General features: G+C 42.0%; 14 protein-coding genes. 2 read left to right on the top strand and 12 right to left on the bottom strand.

The window, feature by feature from the left end:
- Window positions 1-22 precede the first annotated feature (22 nt).
- Together cysW and cysT are read right to left on the bottom strand one after the other, a co-directional pair.
- Window positions 23-895, bottom strand: a complete 873-nt coding sequence (gene cysW, locus H3T75_RS09515) for a sulfate ABC transporter permease subunit CysW (protein ID WP_198211602.1) — start codon at window positions 893-895, stop codon at window positions 23-25.
- Window positions 895-1,731 carry a sulfate ABC transporter permease subunit CysT gene (gene cysT / locus H3T75_RS09510; RefSeq protein WP_198211601.1) on the bottom strand — a complete coding sequence of 279 codons (837 nt, stop codon included), beginning with the start codon at window positions 1,729-1,731 and terminating at the stop codon, window positions 895-897. The genes cysW and cysT overlap by 1 nt, the downstream gene beginning before the upstream one ends.
- A gap of 366 nt (window positions 1,732-2,097) precedes the next feature.
- Between cysT and ppc the strand changes: the two genes are divergently transcribed.
- A complete protein-coding gene (gene ppc, locus H3T75_RS09505) occupies window positions 2,098-4,800 on the top strand; it encodes a phosphoenolpyruvate carboxylase (protein ID WP_198211600.1) in 2,703 nt (900 codons plus the stop codon).
- Between the two features lie 264 nt (window positions 4,801-5,064).
- Window positions 5,065-5,613 carry a nucleotide exchange factor GrpE gene (grpE, locus tag H3T75_RS09500; RefSeq protein ID WP_198211599.1) on the top strand — a complete coding sequence of 183 codons (549 nt, stop codon included), beginning with the start codon at window positions 5,065-5,067 and terminating at the stop codon, window positions 5,611-5,613.
- 545 nt (window positions 5,614-6,158) lie between these two features.
- Here grpE and H3T75_RS09495 read toward each other — a convergent pair.
- The 10 genes from H3T75_RS09495 to H3T75_RS09450 form a co-directional block, all read right to left on the bottom strand.
- Window positions 6,159-7,481 carry a hypothetical protein gene (locus H3T75_RS09495; protein ID WP_198211598.1) on the bottom strand — a complete coding sequence of 441 codons (1,323 nt, stop codon included), beginning with the start codon at window positions 7,479-7,481 and terminating at the stop codon, window positions 6,159-6,161.
- Window positions 7,474-8,316 carry a DNA adenine methylase gene (locus H3T75_RS09490; RefSeq protein WP_198211597.1) on the bottom strand — a complete coding sequence of 281 codons (843 nt, stop codon included), beginning with the start codon at window positions 8,314-8,316 and terminating at the stop codon, window positions 7,474-7,476. The genes H3T75_RS09495 and H3T75_RS09490 overlap by 8 nt, the downstream gene beginning before the upstream one ends.
- 236 nt (window positions 8,317-8,552) lie before the next feature.
- Window positions 8,553-9,308 (bottom strand): amino acid ABC transporter ATP-binding protein, encoded by a 756-nt coding sequence (locus H3T75_RS09485; RefSeq protein WP_037476109.1) that lies wholly within the window; start codon window positions 9,306-9,308, stop codon window positions 8,553-8,555.
- 4 nt (window positions 9,309-9,312) lie between these two features.
- On the bottom strand, window positions 9,313-9,957 hold the full coding sequence (locus H3T75_RS09480; RefSeq protein WP_025329847.1) for an amino acid ABC transporter permease: 645 nt from the start codon (window positions 9,955-9,957) through the stop codon (window positions 9,313-9,315).
- Between the two features lie 78 nt (window positions 9,958-10,035).
- Entirely contained in the window at window positions 10,036-10,836 is an 801-nt protein-coding gene (locus tag H3T75_RS09475; protein WP_025329846.1) for an amino acid ABC transporter substrate-binding protein, read from the bottom strand.
- A gap of 205 nt (window positions 10,837-11,041) precedes the next feature.
- Window positions 11,042-11,812, bottom strand: coding sequence for an ABC transporter ATP-binding protein (locus tag H3T75_RS09470; protein ID WP_198207768.1), 771 nt, complete (start codon window positions 11,810-11,812; stop codon window positions 11,042-11,044).
- A gap of 9 nt (window positions 11,813-11,821) precedes the next feature.
- Window positions 11,822-12,823: an iron ABC transporter permease gene (locus tag H3T75_RS09465; RefSeq protein WP_025329844.1), complete on the bottom strand. Its 1,002-nt coding sequence runs from the start codon at window positions 12,821-12,823 to the stop codon at window positions 11,822-11,824.
- 2 nt (window positions 12,824-12,825) lie between these two features.
- A complete protein-coding gene (locus tag H3T75_RS09460; RefSeq protein WP_025329843.1) occupies window positions 12,826-13,614 on the bottom strand; it encodes a hemin ABC transporter substrate-binding protein in 789 nt (262 codons plus the stop codon).
- Between the two features lie 100 nt (window positions 13,615-13,714).
- Window positions 13,715-14,755 carry a ChuX/HutX family heme-like substrate-binding protein gene (locus H3T75_RS09455; RefSeq protein ID WP_198207766.1) on the bottom strand — a complete coding sequence of 347 codons (1,041 nt, stop codon included), beginning with the start codon at window positions 14,753-14,755 and terminating at the stop codon, window positions 13,715-13,717.
- A gap of 77 nt (window positions 14,756-14,832) precedes the next feature.
- Window positions 14,833-17,061, bottom strand: a complete 2,229-nt coding sequence (locus H3T75_RS09450; protein WP_198211596.1) for a TonB-dependent hemoglobin/transferrin/lactoferrin family receptor — start codon at window positions 17,059-17,061, stop codon at window positions 14,833-14,835.
- Window positions 17,062-17,274 lie beyond the last annotated feature (213 nt).

Below are 17,274 nucleotides of genomic sequence, written 5' to 3'. Positions count from 1 at the left end.
CCCAGCACGGTACTTTACTTATTCAGTCGCTTACTGCAATCTGCTCGCGCCGTGCATCTTTGAACAAACGTGTCTGCCGCCAGTCGAGATACTTCTGTAATACCAACGTGCATAGAGCCAGCAAGGCCAGTAAACTGGAAACAGCAAATGCCCCTACCATGTTGTATTCGTTATACATCATCTCTACCAGTAAAGGCATTGTATTGGTTTCACCGCGGATATGGCCTGAAACCATGCTGACAGCCCCGAACTCACCCATTGCACGGGCATTAGTCAGAATAATGCCGTAAACCAGAGCCCATTTCAGATTAGGTAATGTGACACGCCAGAACATTTGCCAGCCACTGGCACCCAGTATCAGTGCAGCCTGTTCTTCACTACTTCCCTGAGCCTGCATTAAAGGGATGAGCTCACGCGCCACAAAAGGGAAAGTAACAAACAGAGTCGCCAGCACCATACCCGGTACTGCAAAAATAATCTGTATTCCATATGTTTCCATCCAGCCACCGAACCAGCTGTTACTACCGAAGAGTAAAACAAACATCAGACCCGCCACGACCGGTGAGACTGCAAATGGCAGATCCAGCAAGGTTGTCCATAACTGTTTACCACGAAATGAAAAATGGGTTAACAACCAGGCCATTGCCACACCCAGTATTACATTCACCGGCACAACAATAACAGTAATCAGCAAGGACAAACGAATAGCTGAGAGTGCCTCTTCATCAGTCAAAGCAGCCAGATACAATTGCCAGCCCTTTGCCAGCGCAAAACTGAATACTGATAACAGCGGCAAAAGTAACAGCAAACCCAGACACAGCAGCGTTATGCTTATCAGCAAGTAGCGCAGCCAGCGCGGTTCGGTAAGCAACTCATTGGTTTTAACTGTGCTCATCAGTATCGTCCCTGCATACGCCGGCTCAGACGCCATTGCCACAAATTCAGCATAAACAAAATGGTAAAGGAAATTATTAACATAAATAATGCGACTGCTGCCGCTGCAGGCAAATCAAACAATTCAAATTTACTGACAATAATCAGCGGCAGAATTTCTGATTTAAATGGCACATTACCGGCAATAAAAATTACGGAACCGTATTCTCCGGTAGCGCGCGCAAAAGCCATACCTGCCCCCATTACCAGTGCCGGTAAAACTTCCGGCAGCAGTACCCTGAATACAATGGTTAATCTGGAAGCGCCCAGAATAGCCGCAGCTTCTTCATATTCTCCTGATAATTCTGCCAGCACTGGCTGTACTGCGCGTACGACGAATGGCAGGCTTACCAGCAACAATGCCAGCCAGATACCTGCCGGTGTAAATGCTATCTGCAATCCAAACCGGGTTAATAACGCACCTATCCACCCTGTAGGTGCATATAAGGTAGCCAAAGCCACCCCTGTTACTGCAGTAGGTAAAGCAAACGGCAAATCCACCAATGCATTAACCAGATCCTTACCCCAGAAGTGGTAACGTACCAATATCCATGCCACCAAAGTTCCCAGCAGCACACTGGCCAGCATTGCCAGTAAAGACATTTTCAAAGTCAGCCATACCGCAGCAAGTGTCCTTGGTTCAGAAATGACTTGTATAAAACCATGCCAGCCTAGATCAGTAACAGTCCATACCAGCATCGTAAATGGCAACAGCACCAGTACTGACAGCGATAACACACTTATGCCGAGACTAAGCGAAAAACCGGGCAGTACAGATGGCTGTTTTAAAAACAGCATAACCTTCTCTCCCACAGACCTGGCAGGCACAAACAATACCGGTTGCTGTATCAGAAACACCGGCACACATTGGAAGCATCCTGTTCGGGCTATGTTCCAAGCGCAAAATACCAACCACAACAAGAAAATGAATTAACAAGTCAAAAAAAACAGAATGTAAAAATAAATTCAATCATTCTGTTAAATCAGAATCAGCCAACAATATAAAAGGCTGTTTGGGTGATTGAGAAAGAATATATTTTTGTAACCTAAGAAGCTGAGGTTATAACTCTTATCGAATCAGTAGTATTGCCCGTATCATCACCACGTAATATCATGGACGTAGGTTATTCAATATAAACACAAGTCTGCAAAAGCGAGAACACAATGCCAACATCACTTCTGGACGAGCGTAAAGATGCGCCCCTGTCGGCAGATATCAAATTCCTGACTGAAGCACTATTTAACGTCCTGCAAAATGAAACCACAGCTACTGTACAAACTGTATTGCGCCAGCTCCTCAGTGGTAATCAGCCACAAACCATCATTCAACAGGTGGTGCCCACTCTGGATTTACAACAACAGCAAGATTTGATTCGTGCATGCAGCCTGTTTGCACAAGTACTGAATATTGCCGAAGATGCCCACCATGAACGGCGGCGACAGGCATATGAAAATGACAGACAGCATCCCGGACGCACCAGTTTTACTCATGTTATCAACCAAATTCAGCAACAGCAGATTAGTGCTGCGCAACTGGAACAGATTTTGCAGCAAACCAGTATCAGTGCAGTGCTAACCGCTCATCCGACTGAAGTACAGCGCCAGTGCATTCTGTGCTTTCAGCGTCATATCCGCACTATTCTCAGTGAATATGACCATTCTGATAATCACTATAACGAACAGCTAAAGCAACAGGCTGAAGCTATTCTGCTGGCTTTATGGCAGACTGATGAAACACGCCATTTCAAAATCAGCGTAAGTGATGAAATTTATAATAGCGTTACCTATTTTCCATTAAGTTTTTTTAAAGCGGTACCAGCTCTTTACCGCAAACTGCAACAGCAGCTCACGAGTGCGTATCCGCAAATAACTCTTCCTGATGTACTCAGTATCGGTGGCTGGGTTGGCGGAGATCGTGACGGTAATCCGTATGTTAATGCAGATACTTTACAGGAAGCTTTCATCTTTCAGAGTGATACTTTGTTAAAGCATTATCATCAATGTCTGGATGAGCTGCACCAGCTGCTGCCGCTTTCTTCTCGTCGTGTTCAGATTGACAGCAGCGTGCATCATATGGCCGAGCAGTCGCCGGATACCGCAACGGCTCATAGCGAAGAACCATACCGCCGTGCTATTACCTATATACAGGCACGCCTGAATGCCACCTCACAGCAACTGAATATTGCTCCACACAACCAGCATCATGGTCTACCTCCATATAAACAACCGGCGGAACTTTTGCAGGAGCTTAATAATATAGCCAGCTCTTTACAACAAAATGGCAGTGCCCTGCTCACACAAGGCAAACTGGCTGACCTGATTCGTTCTGTTTCCCTGTTCGGTTTTCATCTGATGTCCATCGACTTGCGTCAGCATGCAGCCAAACATGCCGAAGTTGTAGCCGAGCTGTTTACACACGCCGGTCTTGAAACATTTGAGACATTAAGTGAAGCAGCCAAACAGCGCGTTCTGTTACGTGAATTAAGCACCCAGCGCCCGCTATACAGCCCTTATATTCAGTATAGTCCGCACACCATGCGTGAGCTGGCTATATTCCAAACTGCGGCGAATATTAAAAATAACTATGGTGAAACCGCTATCAATCAGTGCATTATTTCTAACGCCGAAACCGTTAGCGATATATTGGTGGTAGCGTTACTGCTGAAAGAAACCGGTTTACTGAGCATCAGTAATGAGAAACCGACCAGCCGGATTAATATTGTTCCTCTGTTTGAGACCATTGATGCCTTGCATAATTGCATCAGTATTATGGATAAATTGTTTAATCTGCCCTGGTATCGTGCTTTTTTGCGTAGTCGTGATAACCTGCAGGAAATTATGCTGGGCTACTCCGACAGTAATAAAGATGGTGGTTATGTAACCAGCCAGTGGTCACTTTATCAGGCTGAGTCGAGACTGGTACAACTATTTGGTCAGCACCATATCCGTCTGCGCCTGTTTCATGGCCGCGGTGGCAGTGTCGGTCGCGGTGGCGGACCTTCATTCGACGCAATCATGGCACAGCCGGCTGGCAGCGTAGCCGGACAAATACGCATTACTGAACAAGGAGAAGTTATTACCGCCAAATATGCTGATCCGACCAATGCAGAACGTAATCTTGAAGCACTCATTGCTGCTACGCTTGAAGCTACTGTTTTACCCATGCATAACAGTGAGCCTGACAGCGAACTGATGAATGCATTGTCTGCCAGCGCATTCACACATTACCGGCAATTAATTACCTTTCCGGGCTTTATTGATTATTTTCTGCAAACCAGCCCGATTCAGGAAATTGCGAGCCTGAATATTGGCAGCCGCCCCGCCAGCCGGAAAACACTGGCTAAAATTCAGGACTTACGCGCCATACCATGGGTATTCTCATGGACCCAGAACCGCCTGATGCTGCCGGCCTGGTATGGCTTCGGTAGTGCAGTAGCAGAACTGATTGAACAGGACAGTACCAATCTGCAACGCTTACAGCAGCAGGTCAAAAACAGTCCGTTTTTTCAAACCATGCTTTCCAACATGGATCAGGTCATGGCCAAAGCCGATCTTACTATTGCTGAGGCTTATGTAGATCTTGCCAGTGATCAGCAAGCTGCCAGAACCATTTACACCATGCTATCTGAAGAGTTTGAGCGCAGCCGGCAGGCTTTGCTTAATATTTTGCAACGTCAGCATTATCTGAGTGATAACCGCACTCTGGCACGTTCTCTGGCCTTGCGTATTCCTTATCTGAATGCACTGAACTGGTTGCAGATACATCTGCTGCAACAATTACGCCAGCAGCCGGATAATAGTGAGATACTCCAGCTCATCCATCTGACAATTAATGGTATTGCACAAGGGTTGCGTAATACCGGCTAGATATCATCCTGTTTTGCGGACAGTATTTCCATTCTGTCCGCTCATCACCAGTGCATATAACTTGAATTTTTCCAATGAAATATTTATTTTTATATCCAAAATAAAACACTTGGATATTGATATATAAATATATTTAATTTTTAGAAAAATCAATGTATTAAAATTAATAAATAAAAGTGATTACAAATCTGTTACAGTCGCTTGAAATCGATATACAACGACCCAATTTAATCATATAACTTACCCTTTTGCAGAGGAAAAAATATGCAACCGGAAAACAATACCGAAAACGAAACACAGGTTAACGATAATACCGAAACCACAGAACCAATTGTCGCTCCTGAAGCTACCATAGAAGAGTTACAGGAACGTATTAGCGAACTTGAAGGACAACTCAAAGACGAACAGTTACGTTCACTCGCCAATGAACAAAATCTGCGCAGACGTCATCAGGATGAACTGGAAAGCGCACACAAATTTGCTGGACAGAAATTTGCCAGTGCTATGTTGCCAGTTAAAGATTATCTGGAAATGGCCCTGCAAGATCAAAGCGGTAACTTTGACGCACTGAAAATGGGCGTACAAATGACGCTGACCGAATTACAAAAAGCTTTCGATCAGTCTAATATTAAAGAGATCGATCCTAAAGCCGGTGACAAACTTGATCCGCACCGTCATCAGGCCTTGCAAAGTGTAGAAAGTGAACAAGAACCCAATACAGTAGTTTCGGTAATGAAAAAAGGTTATACGCTGTCCGACCGTGTATTACGCCCTGCTATGGTAACTGTAGCTAAAGCTGCTGATACAGAATAAACTGTATTTTCTAAAAGCCGTCAGACATACTGTTGTTCTGACGGCTTTGTATATATAACGATTTTATATATATTCAATAAATTATTACCTGAGAATTCATCTGATAGAAACAGAATAAAACTGAAAATTTGCTATTTATTGTATTTTCCTAAAATAAACTCTTACTTTAAATCATTATTCAGCAATAATATTTATAGATATTAACAGCGTCATCCAACTCATTCTTTAATTGCATACCCTTTCAGAGCCATATCTTGGCTCTAAACACACTAACCTTACAAAATACCATTACTTAACTGCTACTGTCTTAAAATTACATCCGGTTGATTGTCATCTGGAGATAAACCTCTATCGGCTCCTGTTTACAGCAGATATCAGAGTAAGCATGCATATAAATTTTTCAGGGTCATCAATTATTGATTATCAGTACTAGTAAAATAATAGAATTATAGAACTTTAAAAATAACCAATTACACTGATTCATAAAAAATTTATTGTAAGCTGATTTTATAAATTTATTAGAACTTATAATTGATTATGGATCTTTATTTTACTAAATCTAATATCCACTCTATCCATTTTCTTACAGTAGAAGAACGTCGACTAATAGTTACATCTGAGTATGAGGGATATAAATTTGCTTCACGCATAATTTCTATAATTTTACTTTTTTGCACAGGTATATTTTTATTTTTGATATATTCTTTTAATACAGAATTAAATATCCTATGCTGAAGAATTAATTTGCAAAATTCCAATTGGCGATCTTGATAACCTAGTCCTAATATTCTTCTCCCATCTTTTGTAAGCAAATAATATGTATTATTTTCTTCCTCTTTTTTATCAATTAAACCAAGATAGCGTGCTGAATTAGCATAATAATCTGTTTGTCGTCTATCGAATGCATAATGCTCTGTTATTTCTCTGCAGCTTAACTCTTTTGTCACTAGAAGTTCACATAAATTTATTACTCGCTCAAATTTATCCGCCTGTGGAAAAGGAATCCCAGAATTATCGTCTAATACAACTGTTTCTTGTAGTACTCTTTCAATATCAGCCATTCTTATTTTAGTATCTTCAATGGCATACCGGCTATGTCTAATCTGTATTAAAGAATTATAATTTTTCAAGTCGGTAAATTCATATTCATATAAATTATATATACCATTAGAGTAAATAAAAAATATCGAACGCACTGGCTTTTGAATACGCTTTTTCCAAACCCGATATGGATAATAAATCTGTCTAATCAGAAAATCTTCAGATATATCCAGCTTTGCTTCTATTAATGCCAATGAATGTAACCCCTCATACCCGGCGTCAATTTCAATCTGAGATTTATTAACACAAATTTTCTGGGTTTGAGTTGGATAGAATATATTTTTTCCATGCTTATTTAAATTAATAAAAAAGTCAAAAGCACCTGAGCCTAATCTCCCTGCCACAGTTGGATTCAGTTCATTCTCATGCAAAAAATCAGCAATAATACCCGAAGTATAAGCACAATTTAAAGCTATTGCCTCACTGGTTATCTTGGATAAATCCAAACTTTCAATATAATCCGGTAAAGGCATTCTTTTAATAGGTGAATCAGCATTTATCTGCTTTAAATTCTGATATGCCTGAAAATTGCCAATAACATATCGGCCACGAGTAATAGGCAAGATAGTAAGATGGTTTTTAGAAAAAATTTCGGGTAAATTTACTGAATGATCAAATTTAGCCATTAATCTTGGTTCTTTTACTTCTTTTATTTGTTTTGCATCAATTTCAAAAGAACCATTGTCATCTACTTTTTTGGGTATATCATATTTTTCAAATAATAATTCCCATGCACCGTTAATACACAAATCTTTAGAATTACCCATAATTCCTTACAATCACCTCTTGTATTCTTCCGCGTTTGGATGCATCAGCTCCAACCAGACGTTTAGCAGAAATAATTTCGATATTATATTTGCTATATTGATCACAAATAAAATCAGTAGCCGAATTTGAAAGTATAAATTTAATACCACGTTCATTCAGCTCATCACAGCACTTACGTAACTTTATTTGCTCATCACGGGAAAATCCATCTTTTGTATAGCTGGTAAAATTGGCCGTAACAGATACAGGATCATAGGGTGGATCAAGATAAACAAATGCATTATCAGGCAGATTTTTTAAAATTTCTGCATAATCAACAGCATTGAATACTATTTCTGAGTTGTTAAAATAAAAACTAATAGCTCTTAAAACAGGTTCATTCACAATATTAGGATTTGCATAATTTCCAAACGGAACATTAAATTCACCTGAAGCATTAACCCTGAACAATCCATTAAAACACGTTTTGTTCAGGTAAATAATTCGTGCTGCTTTTTCAATATCGGAAAGATGAGTATATTTATCCTTATTTCTATCCCAACTGCGTATTTCATAAAACTGATCTTTATTATTCTGAAATTGTTTTAATTGTTCAATCAGAGCGTCAACATCATTTTTAATAACAGTGTAAACCCGAATTAGTTCATGATTAACATCATTAATACAGGCTGATTGAGGTTGTAATGCAAAAAATAATGCACCACCGCCCACAAAAGGTTCACAATAGACAGAATAATCTTTAGGCACTAAAGGAATTAAAGTATCAAGCAATTGACGTTTACCACCTGCCCATTTTAAAACCGGAGCTATCAATTGTTTTTTACTGTGTCTCATATATTTTATAACTCTATATTTAAATCTGATTAATCTGATAATGCTTAGTGTGAAAATGATAATTTACCGGATTCAATATTTGCTCACACGTCAATTTACTATCACTTAACATTCATCCATATTAGTTGCGATTGACATAATCAGCATAAACAAAGAGCATTACTCAACATTATAGAAATAAGCTACCAATTCAAAAATTATTTATGATATATAAATTAACATCTATAAAATACTTTTCACTTCAGCATCGAGCTCAAAAACGCCTGTGTTCGTGTATGCTGAGGATTAGCAAAAAAGCTGCTGGCTTCACCAGCCTCAACAATCACACCTTTATCCATAAACAGCACCTTATCAGCCACCTCACGCGCAAAACCCATTTCATGAGTGACCACAACCATAGTCATTCTGTCTTCAGCCAGTTGCTGCATCGTTTTCAATACTTCGCCGGTTAATTCAGGATCAAGCGCTGAAGTAGGTTCATCAAACAGCATAATTTGCGGCTGCATAGCCAGTGCACGGGCAATAGCAACCCGCTGTTTTTGTCCGCCGGATAATTGAGACGGAAAATAATCCTGTTTATTAGCCAGACCAACCTTGCGCAACAACTCCTGTGCCAGCGGAACAATCTCATCACGCTTCATTTTTTTCACAGTTATTGGTGCTTCAATGATATTTTGTAATACGGTCATGTGCGGAAACAGGTTGAACTGCTGAAAAACCATACCCATCCGAGTACAGATTTTTTTTATCAGGCCTTCAGATACATAATGGGCACGATTGTGGATATTGTTCTGTACCAGAAAATCATTTTCAATGGCGATACTCCCCGCATCTATCTTTTCTAGATAATTCAGACAACGCAATAATGTAGATTTGCCTGAACCGGAAGAACCGATAATGGCAACTACTTCTGAGCGTGCTACCTGAATATCGACGCCTTTGAGTACTTCAGTATTACCAAAAGCCTTATAAATACCGCGGGCATCTATCATTAAATCAGTCGTCGTAGCGTGCATAGCGTTTCTCCATTTTCTGGAAGCCCCAGGTCAGAATCAGGGTCATAATCAGGTAGAATGCAGCCGCCACAAAAAACGGCATCAGATTAAATTCACGCTGTACCAGCTGATAAGTTACCCGCATCACATCCTGTAATGCCAGCACATATACCAGCGATGTATCTTTAACCAGTGTAATCGTTTCATTGCTTAACGGCGGCAGAATTTTTTTCCACATTTGTGGTAAAACAATACGACGCATGGTTTGGCCGTAGCTCATCCCTAATGTCTTTGCTGCTTCATACTGTCCCTTACCTACCCCCTGAATTCCGGCACGGAAAATCTCTGCAAAATAAGCAGCATAGTTAAGCACAAACGCTACTACCGCTGTAGTATATGCCGGCAGTAAAATATTTACTGCCGGTAAAGCAAAGTAAATAAAGAAAATCTGCAACATTAAAGGTGTGCCGCGCATCACCCAGATATAAAAATTAACAATATAATCCAGCGCCCTGATTTCGGAAAGGCGCAATAATGCCAATACCAACCCTAACGGAATAGACAGTAATAGAGTAATGGCAAACAGGCTCAGAGTAATTTTTGCTCCTGTCCAGAGTTCAGGCAGCATATTTAACACATAATTCATGTGTATTCCTTAAAACAACAATAACGCTGCCTGAATAAATTCTATTCAGGCAGCGTTGATTCCAAAGTAAAACAACATTTATTTAATGATGTCTTTACCGAACCATTTCGTAGCAATTTTAGCAGATGTACCGTCTGCTTTCATACTATCCAGAGCCCCTTGAATTTTTTGCTCCAGAGCCTGATCATCTTTACGGAAAGCAACAGCATATTGCTCCGTACCAAAATTATCACCTAATACTTTATATTCATTAGGTTTTTTTGAAACATAATAGCGACCGACTACTTCATCTACAACCAGTGCATCTACACGTTTGGCGGATACATCCATTAATGCTGTCACATTATCTGCATATTTCTTCAATTCTTTGAATGATTTGGCTGTATTCTGATCAGCTTCTACTGCATCAACAGCACTACTGCCATCTTGAACCGCCACAATTTTACCATTCAGATCAGCTTTAGTATTAATTCCGCTATCGGGACGGACAACAATAATCTGATGATTGTCCATATACGGTTTGGATAATAATAATTGCTGCTGCCGCTGTGGAGTAATGGTTAATCCGTTCCACAGCATATCAACACGTTTACTGTTAAGCTCCGATTCTTTGGCACTCCAGTCGATTGGCTTAAGCTCAACATTCAGACCGGCACGCTTGGCTGCTTCACGAGCCATATCAATATCGAAACCAACCAACTCATTTTTTTCATTACGAAAGCCCATAGGCGGAAAGCTGTCATCCAGCCCCATTACTACCTTTTGACCTGTACTCTCACCGGAGCTGGAAGCAGTACCTGAGGCAGATTCACCACCACAGGCAGCTAACGCCACCGCAACTACAGAACCAAATAAAAAATTACGTATGGCGTTTTGCATATATAAAGTTCCTGATTTAAAGGTATTAGATAATTGTGTCATACACACTATACCGGAATTTTTTAACACTTTCATCTGCCGGCAATCAGGTATTTGCTGCAAATACCAGAACACATAGCAGACAAATACCAAGTTATTATTGGTCATTTTATCTCTGATTCAGCATGAAACGTGCTGATACTAACCATGGAGATTCATTGTGATATTATGCGGCAGCCGAATGCAACGCTTGATGGTTCATACGAAAAAACAGTTTACCATCCTCTTCAATACGCCGGATGGGCCATTGATATACTTCACTCAGCAAAGCAGATTGCATAACATCCTGAGGTGTTCCTGAAGCAACTATCTGTCCTTCATTCATTAATACAATAAAATCAGAATGATTTGCTGCCATAGTTAAATCATGCAGTACCATAACAACAGAAAAATCATCGTGATGCTCATGTAAATAATGCATCAGTTGGTGCTGATGACGAATATCCAGATGATTACATGGTTCATCAAGCAGTAGTAATGGTGCATTCTGAAGCAACGCACGTACCACATTAGCACGCTGCTGTTCACCTCCGGATAAACTGCCTATGCGTTGCTGTGCCAGTGAGCATAAGTCGAAAACATCAAGTAATTGCTGGAGCTTTGCTGCGGGTGCCCGGGCTTTCTTAAACCAACCGCCCTGAGGAGAGCAGCCAAGCTGCACATACTCAACTACCGTAAGCGGCAAATTATATTGTCCGTGCTGCCCCACCCATGCAATCTGCCGGCGCTTTAAACTATTGTCAACCGATTCTCCAAATAATTTGACACCGGAACCATGCAGACCTAACAGTGCACGCAGTAAAGTTGACTTACCTGCACCATTCGGCCCGATAATACTGATATGCTGATTGGCCGGTAAATCAAGTTGTGGTACCGATAAAATACAACGGCCACGTGGTTGTACATGTACATTGCGAATGGTAAATAAATTTTCCATATCCAGATCCTAGCGACGCAATGGCTGTAAAAACAACCACAGGAAAAATGGTCCGCCAAGTAAAGAAATTACGATACCTACAGGTAAATCAACCGGATAACTCAGCCAGCGCGATACACTGTCTACCAGCAGCAAAAATATTGCTCCCAGCCAGGCAGACAACAGAATAATTTTACGCCGGCTGCCGCCGCGATTACGGGCAACTACATTCGGTACCATCATACCCAGAAAACCAATAATACCGGCCATTGATACCGCTGCTCCGGTTAACAGAGCAGAGCCTATCACTGCCCATATCCGGGTACTCCCGACAGCAACACCCATACTAATGGCTGTTTCTTCTCCCAGCATCAGAATATCCAGTCGCCTGCCCACTGCCACCAGAACACACAACCCCAGCAGCATTACTACCAGTGCATACCATGGTGAAGTAAAGCCGGACTCAGCCAGACTGCCAGCAAGCCAGCTAGTTGCACTGCGTAAAACCATATCATCCGACATAAACAGAATCATGCTTACCAATGCACCACAAAAGGCACTGATAACAAAACCCATCACCAGTAGCCCCAATGTTCCTCCGCCTAGTAGACGATGTACCGTCAGAATCAGAACACATACCAGCAAAGCCCCCAGAAACGCAGCCATTGGTACTGTTACTGCACCCCAGCCACCTGCCAGGACGGCAATAACCCCCAGTGCGGCACCACCGGAGGTACCTATCAGGCTCGGATCCGCTAGCGGATTATCAAATAATGCCTGCAATGCAGCACCGGAAGCGGCCAGTGCGGCACCCACTATCAGCGCTACCAGTACTCGCGGCAGCCGGATACCTAGTGTTATCTCATCCATGGATTGCGGCCATTGCCAGCCACCCATACCCAGTCCCAGACAAAACCAGCTCAACAGTAAACTGAATAATATAGCGGCGATAAACCAAACCAGTTTAGGCCAGAACGCACTTTTCACCCTATTGTGATCAGGCGTACCGGCCGTTTGCTGCACTTGCGTCATAATTATTGTGCCAGTTTATAAAGTTTAGGAATAACCTGCGGAGTATTCAGGCCATAACGAAAAATATCATTTGACGGCATAAAATAGATTTTCTTTTGTTTTGCGGCTGGAGAAGCAGCAATTTCCGGCCGTTTAATCAAGCCCTGCACGCCGCCTGTCAGTTTTTGGTTGCGTTCGGCAATCAGAATGATATCCGGTTTCGCGGCCAGCCATGCCTCGCGTGACATCGGTTTCATACCTTCAATAGCAGCGGCTGCATTAATACCACCAGCCCTCCTGATGAGTTCATCCGCAGCAGTACCCCGGCCGGAAACATAACGACCATCATAGCTAATCAGATAGCGCTTACCGGTTTTCGGCATCTGTTTCACCTGACTGAGCCAGCGATCTGCCAATGCATTGGCTTCTTTACTCTTACCAATAAGCTGTCCGATCTGGCGAATACCGGCCGCATAGCCATTAATATCATCCTTTGGCGCAACATTCACCGCTTTAACACCTACCCGGTTCAGATTGGCGTAAATACTGGTTGGCTGTGCCATCCACGAACCCAGAACAAGAGTTGGTTTTCTGGCCGCAATCGGTTCCACACTCAGCCCGTGAAACAAGCCGATACTGGGCACATTCTTTAAAGCCGGATTAGTAGAAGCCCTCTCGCGCCCTACTACTTCTTTAGCACTACCCAACTCCACCACAATATCTGCCACATCAGGCGTCAGCGTAACAATACGAGCAGCAAACGCAAATGGAAAAGCAGCGCACATAGCCGCTGCCAACAGTAATTTTTTCATAATCCACCCTTTAATTACTCATATTACAATGGCAGATATCCATATTCCTAGTAATTTATGATTTCACCATAACTACAAAATGCATATCTGCCCCGGCTGCTTAGCCTGCTAACAAGCCATCCATCAGCTGATGCCATGATTGCATTTCATCATTACCTTCTTCACGGCGACCAAAAATTTGCACCACAGTTTGACGATTTTTGTCAAAACCTTCTATACAGGTCACATAACCTTCACTGATCGGACGACGTACCACCCAGGTTTCCACAATATCACTATCGCGCAGATGCAAATCAAAGCCTTCTTCCGGTACTTTGGCATCCAGTACATTCAGATAGCCATGTGAACGTACTACATTGTGTAGTTTACCGGTCTGAATCTGCACTAAGCCACGATTACCGACAAATACCATAATTTCCAGATTATTTGCCTGAACATACTGCAGAACTTCTTCCCATACACTGCGATCGACCTGCTTAGTGCTGCCTGCCGGTGCATGACGGTAAGACTGCTGGCGGTCAATTTTAAAAGTCTCCAGCAAACCACCAAAATGATGTACATCTTTCAGCTCATTCCAGCGCTCCTGAAAGGCCTGCTCGCGCTCTGGTGACAATGGTTCCGGTATCGTTACATTAATTTCCGGTGCCGGCAGAAATTCCGGTTTGCCACTGGTTGCGAATTCATCAATCAGAGCCTGCCATGCGTCTAGTTTAGTTTCATCACGCATGAAAATTTTTTCAATACTCATGCCGTATTCGTCATAAAACTGAATCGAACGCATGGTTCTTTCACCAATCACCACAGTTGTAGCGATAGCATGATGCCAGTTATGCAGGAAAAAACGTAAATCCAGCCCGCCCACATTCAGCGCCAGCCCTGTACGCGCAGTTAGCGTTACATGTTCATAAACACCAACTTTTTCATGTACTGCGGCATCATTACGCACCACACTCAAAACTTCTCCCAGGGTTTCCAGCTTAAGTACCAGATCGCGAATCCGGCTGCCCAGATAAACAGAGTCCGGAGCATCTGCCATTAATGCGCCTTCACTCACACCCAGATCAGCTGCTGCCTGACGCGGAAAGTACATTCCTCCTTCGACAGTTGCCTTTTTATCCAGATATTGTTGCCATAAACTCATGTCTCGTTCCTTTACAAAGTTATTATTGATAGTGATTTAGCAAATAATTCAGCTAATTATTTTAATTTCAGATTTATTTAAAAGGTGTAGCGCAACCCTACATTAAATGTCCGTCCCGGAGCTGAATAGAAATCAGCATTGTCTCTGGTTAACTTAGTCGCATTGCCGTCGCTTTGCCCAGAAGTGCCCGACTGACTGTTTACATTCGGCATCATGTAAGCAATATCTGCCCAGTTCCAGTATTTCTTATTAAAAACATTATTCACACCGGCACGGAAACTCAGATGCTTAGTTGGTTTCCAATAGCCACCCAAATCAACCAGCGCGTAATTTCTGGATGGATTATAGTAACTTGTTCCTTTTGGAACATTTTGAATGTCGCTATCATCTTTTTTCGCCACATAGGTTAAATCAACATTAGCTCCCCACACTTCCTTATCATAGGCAAGACCAAGTTTCACTTTAACCGGCATCACTGAGTTAAGCGGTCTGTCTACGCCTTCCTGGCGAATCGAGCCACGCGAATAGGCTATTGAACCATTTACTTTCCAGTCTGGCGCGAACTTCCAGCGTGCATATGCTTCACCGCCGTAAATATGTGCCTTACTGAAATTCTGTGCCTGCAATACCAGCGTCTGTTTACTGCCCGGACGGCTCCATACAGCATCAGCCGGTAGCTTCACCACATCAGAAATATTTACATAATCAATAAAGTTTTTATAGTGATTATCAAATCCGGCTATACCGTATTCAAAAACATCATTTTTACCGCGTAAACCAAGCTCAAAATTATTTGCAGTTTCCGCTTTTAGATTCGGATTACCCCAGGAGCTGTAGTTTCCCGGATTCCATGAAGAAGCCAGCTGCTGAGATGATGGCGCATTAAAACCACGGGCATACTGAAAATACGGTACCAGCAATGGAGTAATCTGATACGAAATACCCAGACGAGGTGTTAATGCACTTTGATGTTTTTTGCGCAATTCACCGATTTCACCATTGATTCCGGTTACAAAGCCATTGGAATTAGGCTTCATATTATAGTAAGCAGCCGATAAACCTGGACTGACAACCAAATTGCCCCATTGCAGATCTGCATCTATATACGCACTGGCCCGAATAGTAGTGTTATCGGCATTAGGCTTCGATCTGGCATAATATCCTTGCCAGTCACTAGTTAATTCATGGTGCGCAAAACTCAGACCATAGCGCCATTCCTGACTCAGACTACCTGTATCAAAATGCGATGACCAGTCTGTTGTCAATCCCCATACTTTATCTTTATTGGTAAAGTTAAAAACGCAACGATTATTCCGGTCAGGAACCATACTGGTACAACCTTTGACATAGTCACGCTGGGTACTTGAATCTGTTTTAGTCTGTTGCCAGTAAATCTGAGTTTTACCTGATTGAATCAATCCCTCATCACTGTGATAATCATGTCCCAGTGAAAACCGTGTTTTCTTGTTGTCATCTATACCGCGTACATCAGTATAGGTATTATTTACCTGAGACAATGAATCAGTCCACTGATTCCGGCTCAAATATTCAGCAGTAAAATTCAGGGTATTTTTGTCATTAATATCAAATTCGTGCTTAGTAAGAAAATACCGGCTATTGTGATCAACAGGGTCTGATTTAGTACGCAAAGCCCCTTTGCCGCCAATATTACCCCGGTTATCCACTTCATCACCTTTACGGTAAGTACCCAGTACCATTCCGCGCCAGCGGTCACTTCTCATTGCACCGACACCTGTTACCGCTGTAGATTTATCCACACTGTTATACTGAGTATCAATATAACCACCCTGATCTTTATCCTGCAAAATCTCATCGGGGGTAAGTGTGTGCATAGCAACAACACCGCCCAAACCAAAACCACGGGCATTTTTACTGATATCAACACTACTGAGCGCGGAAACATCCATAAAATTACCACGACCGAAAATCGCATACTGTCCCGTATGCTTCATTTCATTTGCTTCAGGCAACTCAATTCCATCAATGGTCATACCAACCCGGTTACCACTTAAACCACGAATATTGACACTGTCATTACCCTGTCGTGTACCCTGAGTATCCAATACCTCTACACCCGGAATATCTTTTAATGCCGTTTTTAAATCCACCGCACCTTGTTTCTTAATAGTATCTGCCTTAACTTTAGTATCTTTGAATACACTTGGCGTAACACGTTTACCCTCAACATGAATTGTTGGCAAATGAGCTTCGCCTTCGGCATAAACTACTGCAGGAAAGCCGATATAAGCTACAGCCAGCGCAATAATCTTGGGTGAGCGGCGCATATTAAGTTAACCCCTTTTGACACAAATTAATATAAAGATGCCGCATTGTAATCAATAATGATTCTTTTATACAAGTGCAAATAGGAATTATTCTTATTAATTTTAAGTCATATTTTTCTAATACTGCTCAGCTGCTTTTTACAGTATTCTCATAAATAACAATAAGCATAAATATGTTTTAAATCCGGACAGCTCGACCTTGCAGAAATATAT

Source organism: Snodgrassella sp. W8135 (assembly GCF_016101225.1).
In the GTDB taxonomy this organism is placed as follows: domain Bacteria; phylum Pseudomonadota; class Gammaproteobacteria; order Burkholderiales; family Neisseriaceae; genus Snodgrassella; species Snodgrassella alvi.
The sequence above is the reverse complement of the archived record's forward strand: the minus strand, read 5'-3'. Positions and strand labels throughout refer to the sequence as shown.